Here is a 17,235-nt window from a genome sequence, read left to right as displayed (position 1 = left end):
TATGAATTGGAAAAAATTATTGTCTGCCAAAAGGTGGGGAAATGAAGATCGCTTTGCTGGCAACGAAAAAGAAGCCAGATCTGAGTTTCAACGTGATTATGACAGGATTATCTTTTCTTCTCCTTTCAGAAGGCTGCAAAACAAAACACAGGTATTTCCTTTACCGGGGAGCGTATTTGTTCATAACAGGCTGACTCATAGTTTGGAAGTTGCGAGTGTAGGCCGGTCATTAGGTACTATCTTTTACAACAGAATTAAAGAAATCGATCCGAATGTAGATGAAACTATTCCATTACTTGCCGAAATTGGTAATATAATCGCTTCGGCTTGCCTGGCACATGATCTTGGAAATCCGGCCTTCGGACATTCCGGAGAGTCTGCTATTTCTCATTATTTTACCACAGGAGATGGAAAGATCTATCAAGATAGGGTAACTGAGGCCGAATGGCAGGATCTGATCAATTTTGAAGGGAATGCCAATGCTTTGCGGATATTGACACATGCTTTTGCCGGAAAAGGGACCGGGGGCTTTGCTTTGACCTATGCTACACTGGCTTCTATTGCAAAGTATCCTTGTGCCTCTATCGCAGGACATGATAAAACCAATATCTATACGAAGAAATATGGTTTCTTTCAGGCAGAACAAAGCGGGTTTAAGAAGATAGCGGAAGAAATGGGACTGATCAAAGTTTCGGATGAGCCGCTAGTTTATAAGCGTCACCCTTTGGTTTACCTGGTAGAAGCTGCAGATGATATTTGTTATAATATCATTGATCTGGAAGATGCACATCGTTTGAAAATCCTGACTTATCAAGAGGTAGAAAATTTATTATTGCCGCTATGTAATGATGTTAAATTGCCTGAGCGTTTAGCGGAGATGGAGGATGATGATGCTAAAATTACGCTGATGCGCGCAAAGTCAATCAGTACTTTGATTGGACAGTGTTCACAGGTATTTTATAACAATCAGGAAGCCATTTTAAGCGGTGATTTCAATAAGAGTTTGCTGGATGCTATTCAAGAGCCTTTCTTGTCTATCATGAAGTATATTGAGCGTATCTCTATTAAAAAGATTTACAATTATTCTTCTGTTGTACAGATTGAGGTTGCGGGTTATAAGGTAATGGGCGGTTTACTGGAGGAATTTATTCCTGCTTATTTGAACAATGAATCTAAGTATCACCGGAAATTAGTAGAATTAATTCCAAATCAGTTTAAGACCAAAGCCACTGACGACTATACAAAGATATTATGCGTACTGGATTTCGTATCTGGTATGACTGATATATACGCTGTTGAGATGTTTAGAAAAATAAAGGGAATCTCTTTTCCTTCAATGAGTTAAAAAAGAAAACCCCGAGGCATTCACTCCCGGGGTTTCTTGTTTTTAAAATTTAGCAACAAATTTTAATATCGTTATTTAATCTTTCTGTGTTCCAGAGGTTAGTTTTACATTTCCTTTGCGTCTGAAGATAGGAAAAGTCATTGGACTTTTCGCAGGTCTTTCATCACCAAATAATACACCCCATTGTTTAAATGATTCTGTCCGGTCGAAAATAACTTTAAGTACTGCGATGAGCGGCATAGCCAGGAACATCCCGGACACTCCTGCAACACTACCTCCAATTACTACACCCAAGATTGCGACTAAAGCGTTGATCTTCACTTTTGAACCGACAATCCTTGGCATCAGGATATTATTATCTAAGAATTGAACAGCTGCAATAACAGCTAAAACTGTAATTACAGGAGCGAGGGAAGTGGAAGCGGTTACAGTTAAAAGTACACCGATAATGTTTCCGATTAAAGCCCCGACATAAGGGATCAGGTTTAGTATGGCGAAGATAATCCCAATTAATAAGGCGTGCTGGATGCCAAAAAGCATCAGTAAGCCACCTAAAAGGACAGTCATATAAGTGATTTGTATCAATAGGCCTACCAGGTAATTTTTGATAATAGATTCAGTTTCATAGATAGCTTCTTTAACTTTCGGGTGATCAGGAGTTTTAAACCACATAAACACGAAGCGTAATAAGATGTCTTTATAGAAAAGCATCAGGTAAATATAAATTGGCAGAAGCCCTACAAAGACAAATACCGAGCTCAATGTCAAAGCTGCGCCACTTGCCATTCCTCCGGCCATATTTAACAGGTCGTTGCTCTTTTTATTAATAAAAGTAAGTTGTTCAGTAGGTGAATAGTGACTTACACTACTTATCCATTCACTTAACGATTTTAGATGCTGGGCCACGTTTTTCTTGATTTCGGGAAAATCTGAAACCAGATTACCTACTTGTGCGGTGAAAAACCAGGCGATGATGCCTATGAAAATTACGACCAGTAAAATAGGAAAGACGATTGCGATGATTTCCGGAACTTTATATTTCCTTAGCCAGCGATAAACAGGCAACAGCATGATACTGATAAAGAATGCCATGATAACAGGCATTATAATATCACTGGCAACGACGAATAAGGCACCGATAAGCACCAGACCTAGTAACTCAATTGATCGCTTGACAGTGAGCGGTAATTCTTTCATATTGTAATGTAAATGTTAATTTTCAAGGGTTAAACATGAAAAGATAGCAAATGTTTGGGTATTTTTACGCAATCTTAAACTAAGTTCTGTCCGTTATGATTACAAATGAAACAATAGTAGCTTTATCAACCCCACCTGGAGCGGGTGCCATTGGCGTGATCCGTTTATCTGGGAAAGATGCTATTGCGATCGCAAATTCCGTATTTAGCGGAAAGGATCTGTTGAGCCAACCTACACATACACTGCATTTTGGATTGATTAAAGATGGTGACATCGTGATTGATGAAGTCGTGGTAAGTTTGTTCGTGGGCCCTAAGTCTTACACGAAAGAAAACGTGGTAGAGATCTCTTGCCACGGGTCAAATTATATCATTCAGCAGATTATTAATTTATTGATAAAAAAAGGTGCTTCGGCAGCGAAACCAGGAGAATTCACTTTAAGAGCGTTTTTAAATGGTGCGATGGATTTATCTCAGGCGGAAGCTGTAGCTGATTTAATTTCTTCAGATTCACAGGCTGCACATAGTGTCGCGATGAATCAGTTAAGGGGAGGTTTTAGTACGGAATTAAATGTTTTGCGTGAACAGTTGATCCATTTTGCTTCTATGATTGAATTGGAACTTGATTTTTCTGAAGAGGATGTTGAGTTTGCAAACAGAGATCAGTTGCAGGAATTAATTAATAAGATTACGATAGTATTGAATAAGCTGATCCGTTCTTTTGAATTGGGGAATGTGATTAAGGAAGGCATCAATACAGTGATTGCAGGCAGACCGAATGCGGGTAAATCTACGTTATTGAATGCGTTGTTAAATGAGGACAGGGCAATTGTCAGTGAGATTGCAGGAACGACAAGGGATACGATAGAAGAAGTTTTAAATATCAATGGTATCAACTTTAGATTAATTGATACGGCGGGCATACGCGAAGCTACAGACACGATAGAAGCGATAGGAGTAGAGAAGACGATGTTAAAGATTAGTCAGTCTGCTGTTTTAGTTTATTTATTCGATGTGCTGAATTTAACCGCGAACGAGATTAGGGACGATATTGCAAGTTTATACAAACCAGGGTTAGCTTTTATTGCAGTAGCGAATAAGATTGATTTGTCATTTAGTGACAGGTTAAAGGAGTTAAATTTGCCTTCAGAGATTAAGTTTATCGGGATATCCGCGAAGGAAAATCAAAATGTAGAGGAGTTGAAAGAGTTGCTGTATGAGACTGTAATAGGGGACAAGTTGTCGGAGAATCATACAATGGTTACGAATATCAGGCATGTGGAAGCGTTGAGGAAGACGCAGGAGTCGTTGGATAGCGTTTCGCAAGGTCTGATTAATCCGGTTACTTCGGATTTTTTGGCGACTGATATTAAACAGGCGCTTTATTATTTGGGGGAAATTACCGGGAAGGTTACTACTGATGATTTACTGGATAATATATTTAGCAAGTTCTGTATTGGGAAGTAACCTTGTATAATTACGAATAATCATGTTAAGTATTGAGTAGTAAGTAGCTTATTGTTAATAAATTATGTGTATTTCTTTTGTCCAAATTCTTGGATAGTTGCCATAGTTTTTCACACATTTGTTCCTCATTTGTACCTCAAGCGCAAAATTTTGCCCTCAAAAAAACACAGGGTAAAACATTGCGCTTAATGGCATCTAATTACCCTTAATTCCTCTTATTTCTTCTTAACTACCCTAAAAAGGGTGAATTAAGGGAGAGATAACTACCGATGATTTAAGCTAAAAAAAGGTGTCGGCAGGATAATGAGAAAGAACAGAAAATAAGGCAATGAGTTCAAACATCAACATCCAAAGAATATGTGAATATTGCGGAAAATCGTTCAGGGCGAAAACCACTGTAACGAGGTTCTGCAGCCCAAGATGCAATGGTAGATATGCTAAACAAAAGATCCGTGACACAAAGATCAAAGTATCCGATGCACAAGTTAAAGAAAATCTAACTTCAGTTATAAACCATCCGGTCTTAATAGAGTTCTTAACCATTAAACAAGCCGCCCAACTCTTGGGACTCTGCACCAAAACCTTATATAATATTCTTCAAAGTGGTAAAATTAAAGCAGTGAGGCTCAGTAGCAGAAAAACCATTATTAAAAGAACAGAAATTGATAAAATATTTGAACAACCGCAATTTGAAGTCACAACAAGAGAGAAACCCAAAAAGAATCCTCATCCAAAATATTGTTACACAATGGCAGAGGCGCAAGATCAATTTAACTGTTCTGAAAAAGCTCTTTATGATCTGATCAAAAGAAACAACCTCAACAAATTTCAAAATGGCTGGTACACCTATGTCCTGAAATCCGACCTCCACAGCATTTTTAACCAAAACCGTTAAGTTATGTCTAAAGTCACCCTACGTAAAAAAGCTATTACTAAAAACAGACATAGTCTGATTTTAGACTATTACCCACCTTTAAAGAACCCAATTAACGGAAATCTAAAGCGTTTTGAAACGCTCAAACTATATATCTTTGATAGCCCAGCCGATCAATGGGAACGGGAACATAATAAGGAAACTATGATCCTTGCCCGTACTGTATGCAGTCAAAGACAGCTTGATATACAAAATCGCAAATACGGCTTTCTATCCGACGCTATGAGAGATTCTGGTTTCATTGATTTTTTTAAAATAGAAGCCCGGAAAAAACAAAAATCAGACTCCGATAACTGGGCAATGGGTGTAAGATATTTCATTGCCTTTGCCGGGCATGATCTTAGGTTTCCGGAAGTCACTGATTTTTTGTGTGAGGATTTTAAAAATTATTTGCTAAGTGGGCCAGGGATTAGCAGGTGGGGAAGACCTATTCAAAGAAATTCAGCAGTTAGTTATTATGCAAAGTTTAGGGCAGTTCTTCGGATCGCTTATAAAAAGGGATACATCAGTCAGGATCTTCACGCTCTTGTTAAGCCAATCAGCCCCAAAGAAACTCATCGTGAACGCCTTACTCTGGAAGAATTGCAATTACTTTTCGATACCCCGTCCAGTTCGACGCTAATGAAAAGAGCATCGCTGTTCTCTGGACTTACAGGATTACGCTTTTCAGATGTTCAAAGTCTGAAATGGTCAGAAGTCCGAGGTAAACCAGGAGAATATCATTTGCAATTCTCACAAGAAAAGACAGAAAGTGCAGAAATTTTGCCGATCTCTGACCAAGCCGTAGCTTTTACGGGGGAAAGAGGAGAGCATGAGGAACTTGTTTTCTTAGGTTTAAAGTACTCCAAGCTCCGTACCTTTTTTATTAATTGGCTTAGAAATGCTGGAATTGTAAAGAATATCACCTTCCACAGTTTTCGACATACATTTGCAACTATTCAGTTGGAATTGGGAACAGACATTTATACAGTTTCCAAAATGCTAGGTCATAAGGTATTTAAGAATACCGAAATCTATGCAAAAATCGTTGACAAGACCAAAAGAATTGCGGCAGATAGAATCAACCTTAAAACACCAGACTTCAAAGAGAAAACGACTCCAGAAGTGAAATTCCAATTTATTGTTCACAGGAACGAAGAGCTTATTTCAAATCAGTCATAGTTTAAACGAAGTTTCTTCGTTTATCCATAGCTTTCATACGCTCCTCAGCTTCCCTTCGCAATTCAATTACTGTTTTCTTCCTGGAAGAAGCAATCCATTTTCTTAATTCATTTTTATTGAAGTACAGTCTTCGACCAGGCTTATTCACCGGGATATCATGACGGCTAACCTTAGCATATAATGCAGGCACAGTAATTTTTAGAAAATCTGCGGCTTCCTGAATCGTCATTAATTCATTTTCGTTTTCCTCTTTGGGTTGGAGCTCTTTCAACAATGCTTCAATACCTTCTACCTTTTCAAATAGTTGACGTACGACTTCTGGAAGTTTATCAAAATTAAAGGGTTCCATGGGCATCTGTTTTGTTGTAGAATGAAACAAGATAGATGCCTATATTGAGATAGTTTGAGCACTAATAGGTAGTACCCAAAAATAATCTATCGGCCCTGATATTTCAGGAGGATCTAAGTAGTGAAAAAAAATAATTAAAATGTCAGTACAGCATCCTGCCACCCAGACAACATAGATGTCAAATTCTATCAAAAACCCTCTAAATATCAATATTTAGGGGGTTTTTTCGTTTTAGTCATATCAAAGAAAAGCAAAGAATATCAAGGTTTTTATGCCCTATTCTACACCCTATTTTTTTCAGCTATAATTGTCCTTCGATAAAAAGTAAAAGTCACTGTTTGAGTTTTTTATTTTACCGCCTTTTTTGCTTCTAAATTTTGCCTCTGATTTTAATAAAAAACGTGAGAGGGCATAAAGGGGCATAAACGGGCTTAAAACAGTTTAAAGCATGAAAAGTACCCACACATTCAGTGTTTCTTTTTTCTTAAAAAAGGACAAAGCTAAAAATGGAAAGGCCCCACTATTCGCAAGAATTACCGTGGATGGTGCATTTACAGATATTTCAACTAAGCAACGGGTGTATACGTCAACTTGGAATCAGGGCAAACAAACACTTTCAGGTAATGGAGCAGAGGAATTAATGGTAAGAGAAAAGATGCGTCTTTTAGTTAACAATCTCAACAACGCTTACAATGATCTTAGGCATGAAAATAAAGCCGTGAATGCTGAATTGATAAAAGCAAGAGTAGAGGGGAGAGATAAAGATCTCTGTTCTTTAAATTTTTTGATGAACTATCATAATGTCGAGCTTGCTAGTTGCTAGAACCAGGTACATTAAAAAATTACTATTCTACTGAACGTTATTTACAGGAGTTTTTAGTAAAGAAACGAAAAATGAAAGATATATATCTGGATAATGTTGATAATAAGTTTATTACGGATTTTGGTGTATATATGCTTGGATACATTGCACCATTAGGTGGTCCCATTTGTGCGGAATATCCATGAACACGCTGAACGTCGAAACAAGCCTCCAAATTAACAAGGTGGTGGCTGAAAACGGTGGGCAGGTCAATATCGCAGATCTAATTCAGCAAATCGAACCGCTTAAATCATCTTAGTCATATCATTCCTTATTCATTAAGATCCACCGCTTAAAATTTGAATATAGATTTTAGCACCTCGTATAAGGCAGTGGCTGCGATGCCGTCAACAATAGGCACCCCATGCTTTACGGCGAAATTATCGAACTGTACGCGGATGTTTTCATAAATCTTGAGATCTGAAGAATTTGCGGGCAGTGTTTCCGCCTCAGACTGAATTAACCGTAATTCGTCATCATCCAGCTGAACGAGCAACTGCTTTATTCGTTCAAATTCGTCCTTTGTTGCCGACTTCAAAACGGGATTAAATTCTATTTTTTTTATTACATCTGCAATATTGACCTGGCTGCCTTGCTCTGCAACTACTTTTCCAATTTTCATTCCTTTATTGATGATAAGCTTTTTTACCTTAATATTAACTTGGGTAGCCTCCGCCGGCCCTGTTTTGTCCAATGATTGAAACTCCTGCAATGCTTCTTTCACGCTGAGTTCTTTTGAGAGCCGAAGACTTAACTGTTCCTGCATCCGCGTTATCGTAAAATGGAGGAAATTGATGTTTGCAAGTTTACCTTTATTAGCCGTGATAAATTTATCAATAGCAGCTTTGACCATATTGAAATTTTCTGCTGACTGCACGCCTATTTCAAACAGGGTATCCAGCACCTTCGTTTCCAGGTCATTGAATACATCTTTTTTATATTCCGGCTGTTTGCCGATGTATAATAAGTCCACTAACACTGGAATAACTTGGGGATCTATGGTATAATTGATATTTCGCAAGTGCCGCCTGAAATCAAAAAGGGGACTTGGATTTTTCAAAAAGTGATTGGCAATGATATAAAAACCATCGATGATCCCCAGTTTTAATAACCGGTTTGCCGCGTCCATTTTTTCTTCTTCGCTGGCCGCCTCGCTTTCTGTTATTGTAGTAAAATATCCTATGAGGTATTCATTTTCCTCACCAGAATCAAGCAGTAATCGGATCGCGCGCTCTTTCATGTTTTCCGATTTCGTGTTCGCAACAAATTGAATAAGCCGCTTGGTATCTCCCGTTTTGCTGAACCATAGTTTAAGTAAATCAGCAAACTTGTATTCGGTCTCATTAAAACCTTCCATTTGCGACAATATCAACGGGAAGGATTTGGTAAGATCATTTCTCAATGCATAACCTGCATTTGATGTCCATGTTAAAATATTCTCTATGCCATCATTTAAGTTCGCCGCTACTTTTTCCCTTAGCTCATTGGGCTGTACAAATTTCTCCAGCAGTTCAATAAACCCGCCAGTTTCGATATTGATCTCATCACCCTGATTATAATATTGCGTAAACGTAAGCAGCCGCTCTATGGGTAATTCTATTTTAAACCGGTTCATAAAATACCAAAGCAGGCTTCCCGTATGTGCTTTTGCCTGACTCCAGTTCCTGATATATTGCTCTTGCTCATTAGAAATCACCAACTCCGGCAAAGCAGCCAGTCGCGACTTGATCAATTGAATTCGGAAATAGGTGAATTCTTCGCTTTCATTCATCCAATGGTTGAGGTATTCCCTCTGGGCAACGCCGCCGCGGTAGGTAAATTCCCTGATGAGGTCGACGGAGGAGGTGCTAAATCGTTGATTCAGATCAACGTATTCCCCATTTTTATATGAGTGTAAATCCTCGCCGATAATTTCATCTTTCTCAAAAAAATCAAATATTTGATTTACTTCTGCAATGAAGGCCTCTTTACTAAACAAAAGATCGAAGCCTTTTTGGGCGGCTTCGCGGAATAGTTTAGCGCGGTCGATCTCGGGTTCGTTTTGAATAACGATATCCGTTTGGGAGAGCTGCTCTTTGAAATATGATAGTATAGCATCATAACCGCCGTTGTAACCCTCTCTCCATTTGAAGTCCATATAGACTTTTTCAAGACTTTCTTTGGAAACAACGCCTTTTAAATATTGTGCGACCAGGTTATCGATTACGTTTTCATTTACCAGCGCGCTAATGCCGGAACTTTTTTCATAGTTCCTAATCGAAGGCTCATTGAGCAGGTAAAAAGTTGTTTCCCACCTGATACCGTTTTTATCAAAAAAAGCCAGGAATTGTTCAATATGTGGCTTGTTTGTCTCGGTAGCCTGCCTGGCATAAAACTGAACAATCAATTTAAAGAGACTTTTGTCTTCCATATAAGCATCAAAAACGTGGCGCAGTATTTTGTCCATGCTTTCTTTATATTCTGAAAAAAAGCGATGTACCGTGTTAATGTCACAGCCAATAATGGTAAGCAGTTCTTTTATTGCTGCTGGCTTTTTAATTTTTTCCAGAGCCTCTTTAAGTTGCATGCCTTCATCCATCAGGGTAACTGAATCCCGGTCTTCGCTTTGATAGTTAAAGCCATTCATACGTAGCCCACCTGTAAACACCCTAACATAATTATCCAGGAACTCAGAATTACCAATGATCTTGTAAAGAGCGGCTCTTAAATATTGGTTTTCCCGGTGTCCGAACTGTTGGTACAAGTACTCAATGGTTTCCCGATCATCGATGCCTAACTTAGATAAAGTACCGATGACGGTATATATATCGCTGTTATTAAAATCTGGTTGTTTGATCAACGAAATTAATGTTTCTTTTAATTCCTCCTTATAGCCGTCAAACTTGTTGATATCAAACCTGTATAACACATGAATGGCATTTAAAATATCTATCCGTGTAGCATCCCCATCTTTCAATATTGCCAGAAGGAAAATAAACACTTCTTCAAAATGCCCGAAACGTGCAAGGTCAGTATCTGAAAATTTATTAGATGTAAGCCAAACCTGTTTCTGGCTGTAGAAATGAAATATATCTTTGAATAATGCTATCCTGTTTTCTTTTGGCACCCTATCGGGGTCAAAACGCACCAGGATCTCAGGGTCATTAGCAATCAACCAATCCAACAATGGCTTAATTTTTTCCTTTTCGCCTATGCTAATTAGGAATGAGAGGGTATTCACCCAATTAGGTTTGATCTTTTGTTCACCTGCCGAAGAAACCGTTAGTACATTCATCATCGCGTCAAAAGGTAGACGTGATAACACCCTGGAGGCAAGATATTCCTGAATATTATTGTGTTCAAAGTGCCATTGCCTTTTATCCGGCTCCAATTTGAACGCCGAAAGATACTTAGCCGCTTCAAATTCGTCCCTCGTCAATATGTCGGTTAACTCCTGGTCTTCAATGAAATTTTTTCCGGTGCGCTCCAGTATAAAAGCGATCTTCTCCTGCAATGGCAACAGCTCTCTATGTTTTATAGGAATATCGGTTGCATGGTACTGTTGTTTATTGGCCGATTCATATTGATTGACCGCATCTTCCAGAATAGCAGCTCTGCCCGAATCAAAATTGCCGTGTTTTAAGAAGTAATTTGCCAGGATATTTAGGAAATAGGGCTTTTGTACTAGGTCAAGGTAACCTCGTTCGTAAATGGCATAAATAAACTTATCTCCATCAATACCGTGTTTATCGGTAACATAATTTTTTATCTGTGCGAGCGAAATATCATTAAGAGTATAAACGGCATAACCATTTAAGGTGCCTGAGAAATTCGGATCAGGTAATTCATAAAAATTGGCGCGGCACGATACCACAATCCTTATTTGAGGATAACGATCTGAAAACGTTCCCAGCTTTCGTAAGGCTGTTGCAAAGAACTTCGGCTGGATCTCGTCAAGCCCGTCCAAAAATAACACCATGGCTGATTTATCTACCTGAAGCCAATTTTCTGGAAGGTAATTATCAATATCCTCGTCGGTATAGGTATTGAACTTCTTATAAATGGGGATCAATTCATTATCGTCGGCTTCCTGCAATGTTTTCATCAATTGTAGCAATTCAATTGACTTGCCTGAACCGGCACTTCCTAAAATGACGGTCCTTTTTTGAGTTGTTATAACGTCTTTTAAGAACAGTTCGCCAACTTCCGGGTCGTAAAACCAGGTAACTGCTGGCTTTTGAATGTCGTAATACGTCAGTGTGCGTGACAGGTACGCCGCTGGTAACGCAGTGTTTGGAATAGGGAATACCGGCTTTACATAGGCAACAGCAGCTCTATTAATGCTGCTTATACCTCCACCGTCGCTGGCTTCATTCAACCTAAAGATCATTTGGCCGCCGTGATGGATTTCGCCCCGCTTGATAGGTGCAACTCCTGGCGACTGTAGTGTGCGCTCACGCGTAATACGGATCACTTCATTAAAAAATTCTCCAGAGGCTACGCTGGCGCGAATATTCTTTTCCAAAAACTCGCAGATGGTTTGATTGAATGGAGTGCCTTTCCCTTTTTCGCCATCTGTTACTTTCTCAATGCCGCCGGAAACCAGTATCCAGCCGGAATTTAAACTGTCTAAATATTCATGGGAAAGGTCGGGGTTGCCTGCCCGATCCTTTTCTAATAGGGTTCCCGAGAAACAAGAGTCGGAAATCAATATGATGTGTTTGGCGGTTATTCCTTCGATACAGTCCAGTACGTAGCTGTTTTGAATCCTTTGAAATGTTTTTTGCCCCTCATCAATAGGCACCCAATAGCCGATATCGCTGGTAGGGTTTTTTCCGCCGTGCCCGGCAAAGTAAATAATCAGATTATCCTCTTTACTGATCCGGAAGGCCAAGCCATCCAGGGCGTTAGTAATATTTTCCTGCGTTGCTTGTTCATTCAGCAGTGGCGGTATAACCTCCTGGAAACCATAGCGACTAACTAGCAGATCGGAAAAGCGTTTAGCGTCGCCGCTCGCATTATCCAACGGCCCAAAATGAGGGCCGGGATAATTATCAATCCCTATAGCTAAAATAAAACTTTCCCTTTGCATTGAGTTGCGCTTATCTAACAAATGTAATCATATTGTTTGCAACTAATTTAAACGAATGTACGGTATCAATTTGAGCACCTGGAACACGTTTTTATATCATTCAGATAATAACGGCTATCATGCGCATCATAAACCCTTTCTACCGGATGTTCGTGCCCCGAAATGTAAGCAGCATCCACATGACCTTCGATAATAATCGAATAGTTAGAGAAAATGTCATTGAGCATTTGTTCAAGTGTACCAGTTGTCTGTAAAATACGATCGTGTAGGCTAAGTAATTCTCTATCTTCAATTTTGATAAACGGAATATCGCATGCAAAAATGGTTGGTATACCCGTTTTCCTGAGATATTCTTTAATATGAAATGCAGTATTTTGTGCAAGGCAAAGCATAAATTCACTGCCGTATATCCAATAGTGGGGCGCGAGGTCTATAAAATCGTATTTGTCCAGTATGAAGTAAATAAAGCGGTTGCTTTTACCGTCGAATAGCTCCATGGTTTCCTGTAGATCTACCAGCCCTTTATAGCCAATTTCTTTTAATAGCTCTTCAAAAGATGCGAGCGATTTCTGGAGGTCACCAGGCAGGAAGCCATTTTCAAAGTACAAGTCAATATTCGTTGGCCGGGCAGCATGATAGCAACGGATGGATCGGTAGTTGCTTTTCAGCCAGTCGATAAAATTTGAGCGTGCAACTGACTTCCGGATATAGGATAATTCTTTCTTTGTCAGTACTTCTTTGACAAGTACGGGGTGACTCTCATTCATAAGTGTTAAAAAGGGATTTTCATTATTTTTATGACAAAAGTGATTTTTTTTTACTAAAATAGTATAAAAATTGATAATCAGAATTTTGCATATTTTGTATTAGAAGATGGTACTGGTATGCCAACCATTTTTCTTCAGTGATTCCTGAGTATTATGGTAGCGACCTAGTCACCCACCGCGGGGTGTTTATTTTTAACCACCTTAAGGAGGGCTTCTTAGATTTTGATCTCAATAAGCTTAGTACCTAAACCCTGTATAAAATAGTGAGGAAGGTTTTTTTGCTCATATTCCCGTTCTGTTCTTTATCTGAGTCAGTATCTAAAGTCCAATTGTTAGTTAAACTCAAGAAATAATTTGTTTATTAAACTGCGCAAATAGGCTGCGTAGTTTGCCGTTTATCTTTGTGGTCGGAGTTAATAAACTTGATTTTAATTAATAAGTTGCGATATGAATGAAGATTTGAAATTATTTACAGATCAGTACGGGAAGTTTCAAATGCTCACCCCAATAGGATTTCAATACAAGAATCCCGGTATGGACCGTACACCATCAGAGCCACACGCTTTTGGTGGCTATATCGTTGATATGGGTGCATTTCAGGTAAGCTGCAAACCGGTGAATGAACAAATCTCTAACCTGATGGTAGCTAACAAATTGCCAATTCATAAGTGTGGTGAAGAACTAAAGTTCCATGAGCGACTTTTTGAAATAGGGGACATGGTATCATATATCTGGATGGCCGTGATTGAAGATCATTTTTTACTGTCCACATACATCTATAAAAAGGATTTTGCTGAGCAGGCAGAGCAACAACTTGAAAACGTTCGGGGTTGCCTCCGGTCTATAAAATACATCAAACCAAAAGATCGTGATAGACTTTTGGCCGAACGCAGGTACGTAATGTTTATGTCTGCAATAGCGGCAGCAATTGATCTTAGAAATAAGGCACTCGAAAATGGCTCCTTTATTGAAATCATTATCCTAACTGCAAATAGAATTGATGCGCTGTTGAGACTTGCCATCATGCTCACCAATCAGCTAAAGGATCAGAATGACGAAATTGATGTGCCTTTACTGTTTCAAGATGAACAGGATAAGGTTATCATGGAGCGGCGTATCTATCAGATGGCATTAGATCAGAAGATTGTTGATCACGGGCTTTTTGACCGGCTTGAATTACTTTATAAAGAAAGAAACAAAGTCGTTCACAGGTATATCATCACTGATCTGAGAACAGAAGATGTCATTAGAATAGTATTTGAATACTATGATGTCGAAGAAGCCATTGACGGCATTGTAAATGCGTTGGAGTTATGACAATACAACATGAAGGTAGGCATCAATTCAGATGTGAAGCCGGGAACATTAGAGGGAAGTAATCTTGAAAGGCTGCGTGCAGCCGTAAAGGACAAGCATGGCGAGATCCGGTGGGAGCGTCACCCAGGATTTGAAGAAATTAGCAAAATTGAATTATGAAAAGGGTGACGTTAGTACAATTAATGAAAATCACAAGTATGGAATTGTTGTCGCAATCGGAACAATTAGAAATACTTGCATCACTTTTTGACTTGGCGCATGACCATTCAAGCGAACAGGGTCTTGAACACGGGATTAATCTTGCCGGTCAGATTGAAATGGATAAATTGGTGGATGAGAATTACACTCTGATCAATTACTTCCTGGCGAATGCCTGGAGCTCAAAACGAAAAATTAAATATGCTGAGTCTGCCCAGGGATGGCAGTTTCAGATAGAGGAACTGGAAAACGAAATACTGTGCTTACGGAGAGCGATTAATTCAACAGGATTCAATGGGTTGGATTCAAACCGGCAGTGTCAGATGTATACCAATCTGGCCGGATCTTTAAACTTTATCGGCCGGTTTGTCGAAGCCCAACAATATTGGAACAAGGCCCTGGCTATTCTACCGGATTTTGCGATGGCCATCGGAAACAAAGCCAATGGCTTATCTTACTATGGGAAGGTACTATTTGATACTATACATGCTAATCTATTCCAGGTATTTGCTTACCACTACTTCGTCGCAGCACTAAAATATGGGGATAGCCTTCATATAGAAGCAAAAGAAGGATTCAGATACTATCGTGATTATCTGGGATCATATATCGGCAGGAATTTTCATGATTCCTATCTTAAAAGGTTCCCCGATCTTGATGATTTTGATCTTGGAGATAATCAGGCTTTGAAAAACTACAGATTATGGTGTTTAGAAAACCAGTTGTTCATCAATCCCCTTAACGATCTTGGTCCATTTGCGAGAGCAAGTCATGATTGCCTTCATTTGCCAACCCTGACACTGTCGGTTAAACGGGCACCAGTTAGTTTGAATTTATATAACCAGGTCAAGCAGGAATTCGGAACCGCCAGGTATTCCTTTTTTCAATATCAATCGACTGCCGGTAAACATCTGTCAGATATTGACATTCCTCTTATCGATACCATGGAGTCGATTTGCTATTCTTACTCTATAGAGCAGCTTAAGATTGCATTCAGATTGTCGTATTCCATACTGGATAAGATTGCATATCTACTGAACGATTATTTGGATCTTCATATAAAGCCGTCGAAGGTGAGTTTTAGGGGGCTGTGGTATGAAAAGGAAGATAAGATGATTCTGCGTGATTTTTTTACCAAAAGTGAGAACTGGGCGCTAAGGGGGTTATTTTGGCTGAGTAAAGACCTTTATGAGAAAAATAGAGATTTTGATACGGTGTTAGATCCTGAAGCAAAAGAAATCGCCTTAATCCGCAACTATATAGAGCATAAGGGATTTAAAGTCGTTTCAGACAGACCGCTTCTCCCTAATTTTTTTACCGAAGAAGATATTTCCTACGCAATATCAAAACGGGATTTTGAGGCTAAAACTTTAAATTTATTAAAGCTAACTAGAGCCGCCATTATTTATCTTGCCATAGCAATAGTACACGAAGAAAGAAGAAGAGATCATTCAGGAAAACCCTCCTATCCTGTACAATCCGGAATAGTACCTGACTTTCTCAGAGGTTAATGATGGCAGATAGAAGGAAAGACTTAGGCTGATGCCCATCTTTTGAAATTTTCCTCCTGACTTCTTCCAACCGCGGGAACATTTATGGAAAGAATTCTGGCAGCCTCCTGGCTTAAATGGCCCCTGGAAACCACAAATTCATCTATAAACTCCTGGGCAAGACCTGTGAACGGATCGCCCTCTGTCGAAAGTATGTTCATGTTTACTCCGATCTCATTCAAAAAGGCAACATCGTTCTCTAAATGAACAAAAGGGCACCAAGCAAGGCCTATTTTGGAAATGATTTCAGGATCTTTAAGGCAATAAAATCCTTCTGAGTTAAAACCCATATAGAGCATGCCGTATGCCGATTGCATGCAGGAACGCTTTGCGTAACTGTGATGTCTAAGGTCGTCGATTGTACAACCAGCATCCAATGCCCTTTCAACATTCAGGATAGCCATATTCCCTCCTAATGCGGGAGGCGTGTGTTTGGCAAGGTTAGCTGCGAAAAACATCGCGATTTTGGCACTCGATGTAAAATCAAAAATTTGTGTGGGCAGGCCGTAGTGTTGTGCAAAGGCACCAGCTTCGCGGCCGATCAGTTTTTTATCCGGGAATGGCTGCTGCATGACAAATGCAGTGATGTCTTCCAGTTCGTCGAAAGCATCAAGTGACAAATTCTGGTCGTGATAGTGCCGGTCCATTGAAGTAAAGGTATTGGGATATCCATCACGTTCTGCCCTAAATAGGAACCGTGGCATCCCGTTAGCAAGTGGAGGACAAGCTTCACATTCCCGCAGCCCCAGGTAAAGTTCCCGGAGGTTGCGAAATCCGGTCACAGAATCGGTTGAAGTAGCGTTCATCGTATCAATTTTACTACCAAATTCAACATTTTTTGGCTTAATAGCAAATGGAATCCGAGTCGTCGCATAATCTATATAAGGGGAATAATAATCCTGATTGAGTTGACATTTGTTGTGGAAATGGTGCATTACTGTCGGTGCTGGGAATTTTAATTCTAGTAGGTCTGGCGGGTATTATTATCCGGCTGACAGAACATAGAAAATGGAAATTG

At 39.4% G+C, this 17,235-nt stretch carries 14 protein-coding genes; 9 read left to right on the top strand and 5 right to left on the bottom strand.

Annotated features, from left to right (window positions below; genetic code table 11):
• Position 1: 1 nt before the first annotated feature.
• Positions 2 to 1,345, top strand: coding sequence for a deoxyguanosinetriphosphate triphosphohydrolase (locus ABIB30_RS25975; protein ID WP_354305945.1), 1,344 nt, complete (start codon positions 2 to 4; stop codon positions 1,343 to 1,345).
• Between the two features lie 75 nt (positions 1,346 to 1,420).
• Here the strand turns inward: ABIB30_RS25975 and ABIB30_RS25970 are convergent, their stop codons facing one another.
• Positions 1,421 to 2,542, bottom strand: a complete 1,122-nt coding sequence (locus ABIB30_RS25970; protein ID WP_354305944.1) for an AI-2E family transporter — start codon at positions 2,540 to 2,542, stop codon at positions 1,421 to 1,423.
• 95 nt (positions 2,543 to 2,637) lie between these two features.
• Here ABIB30_RS25970 and mnmE point away from each other — a divergent pair, with 95 nt between their 5' ends.
• The 3 genes from mnmE to ABIB30_RS25955 all read left to right on the top strand — a co-directional run bounded on the left by mnmE (position 2,638) and on the right by ABIB30_RS25955 (position 6,103).
• Positions 2,638 to 4,008 (top strand): tRNA uridine-5-carboxymethylaminomethyl(34) synthesis GTPase MnmE, encoded by a 1,371-nt coding sequence (gene mnmE, locus ABIB30_RS25965; RefSeq protein ID WP_068400661.1) that lies wholly within the window; start codon positions 2,638 to 2,640, stop codon positions 4,006 to 4,008.
• 328 nt (positions 4,009 to 4,336) lie between these two features.
• On the top strand, positions 4,337 to 4,903 hold the full coding sequence (locus tag ABIB30_RS25960) for a helix-turn-helix domain-containing protein (protein ID WP_354305943.1): 567 nt from the start codon (positions 4,337 to 4,339) through the stop codon (positions 4,901 to 4,903).
• A gap of 3 nt (positions 4,904 to 4,906) precedes the next feature.
• Positions 4,907 to 6,103 (top strand): site-specific integrase, encoded by a 1,197-nt coding sequence (locus tag ABIB30_RS25955; RefSeq protein ID WP_354305942.1) that lies wholly within the window; start codon positions 4,907 to 4,909, stop codon positions 6,101 to 6,103.
• Between the two features lies 1 nt (position 6,104).
• Here the strand turns inward: ABIB30_RS25955 and ABIB30_RS25950 are convergent, their stop codons facing one another.
• On the bottom strand, positions 6,105 to 6,452 hold the full coding sequence (locus ABIB30_RS25950) for a helix-turn-helix domain-containing protein (RefSeq protein WP_354305941.1): 348 nt from the start codon (positions 6,450 to 6,452) through the stop codon (positions 6,105 to 6,107).
• Positions 6,453 to 6,900: 448 nt separating this feature from the next.
• On the opposite strand from ABIB30_RS25950, the gene ABIB30_RS25945 reads away from it, so the two are divergent.
• Positions 6,901 to 7,275 carry an Arm DNA-binding domain-containing protein gene (locus ABIB30_RS25945; protein WP_354305940.1) on the top strand — a complete coding sequence of 125 codons (375 nt, stop codon included), beginning with the start codon at positions 6,901 to 6,903 and terminating at the stop codon, positions 7,273 to 7,275.
• On the top strand, positions 7,269 to 7,460 hold the full coding sequence (locus ABIB30_RS25940) for a phage integrase SAM-like domain-containing protein (protein WP_354305939.1): 192 nt from the start codon (positions 7,269 to 7,271) through the stop codon (positions 7,458 to 7,460). The genes ABIB30_RS25945 and ABIB30_RS25940 overlap by 7 nt, the downstream gene beginning before the upstream one ends.
• A 146-nt stretch (positions 7,461 to 7,606) precedes the next feature.
• Here the strand turns inward: ABIB30_RS25940 and ABIB30_RS25935 are convergent, their stop codons facing one another.
• Both ABIB30_RS25935 and ABIB30_RS25930 read right to left on the bottom strand, forming a co-directional pair.
• Positions 7,607 to 12,385 (bottom strand): caspase family protein, encoded by a 4,779-nt coding sequence (locus tag ABIB30_RS25935; protein ID WP_354305938.1) that lies wholly within the window; start codon positions 12,383 to 12,385, stop codon positions 7,607 to 7,609.
• A gap of 65 nt (positions 12,386 to 12,450) precedes the next feature.
• Positions 12,451 to 13,152 carry a hypothetical protein gene (locus ABIB30_RS25930; protein WP_354305937.1) on the bottom strand — a complete coding sequence of 234 codons (702 nt, stop codon included), beginning with the start codon at positions 13,150 to 13,152 and terminating at the stop codon, positions 12,451 to 12,453.
• 447 nt (positions 13,153 to 13,599) lie between these two features.
• Between ABIB30_RS25930 and ABIB30_RS25925 the strand changes: the two genes are divergently transcribed.
• Genes ABIB30_RS25925 through ABIB30_RS25915 form a run of 3 tightly spaced genes read left to right on the top strand, consistent with a single transcriptional unit; the run spans position 13,600 to position 16,178 of the window.
• Positions 13,600 to 14,469: a hypothetical protein gene (locus ABIB30_RS25925; RefSeq protein WP_354305936.1), complete on the top strand. Its 870-nt coding sequence runs from the start codon at positions 13,600 to 13,602 to the stop codon at positions 14,467 to 14,469.
• A gap of 9 nt (positions 14,470 to 14,478) precedes the next feature.
• Entirely contained in the window at positions 14,479 to 14,628 is a 150-nt protein-coding gene (locus tag ABIB30_RS25920) for a hypothetical protein (RefSeq protein ID WP_354305935.1), read from the top strand.
• Positions 14,625 to 16,178, top strand: a complete 1,554-nt coding sequence (locus ABIB30_RS25915; protein WP_354305934.1) for an LA2681 family HEPN domain-containing protein — start codon at positions 14,625 to 14,627, stop codon at positions 16,176 to 16,178. The genes ABIB30_RS25920 and ABIB30_RS25915 overlap by 4 nt, the downstream gene beginning before the upstream one ends.
• 23 nt (positions 16,179 to 16,201) lie before the next feature.
• On the opposite strand, the gene ABIB30_RS25910 is transcribed toward ABIB30_RS25915, so the two are convergent.
• Positions 16,202 to 17,023: an FRG domain-containing protein gene (locus ABIB30_RS25910; protein ID WP_354305933.1), complete on the bottom strand. Its 822-nt coding sequence runs from the start codon at positions 17,021 to 17,023 to the stop codon at positions 16,202 to 16,204.
• Positions 17,024 to 17,235 lie beyond the last annotated feature (212 nt).

The organism is Pedobacter sp. UYP1, from assembly GCF_040547305.1.
Taxonomy (GTDB): domain Bacteria; phylum Bacteroidota; class Bacteroidia; order Sphingobacteriales; family Sphingobacteriaceae; genus Pedobacter.
Note: the sequence above shows the minus strand (reverse complement) of the source record. Positions and strands in the feature narration are given on the sequence as shown.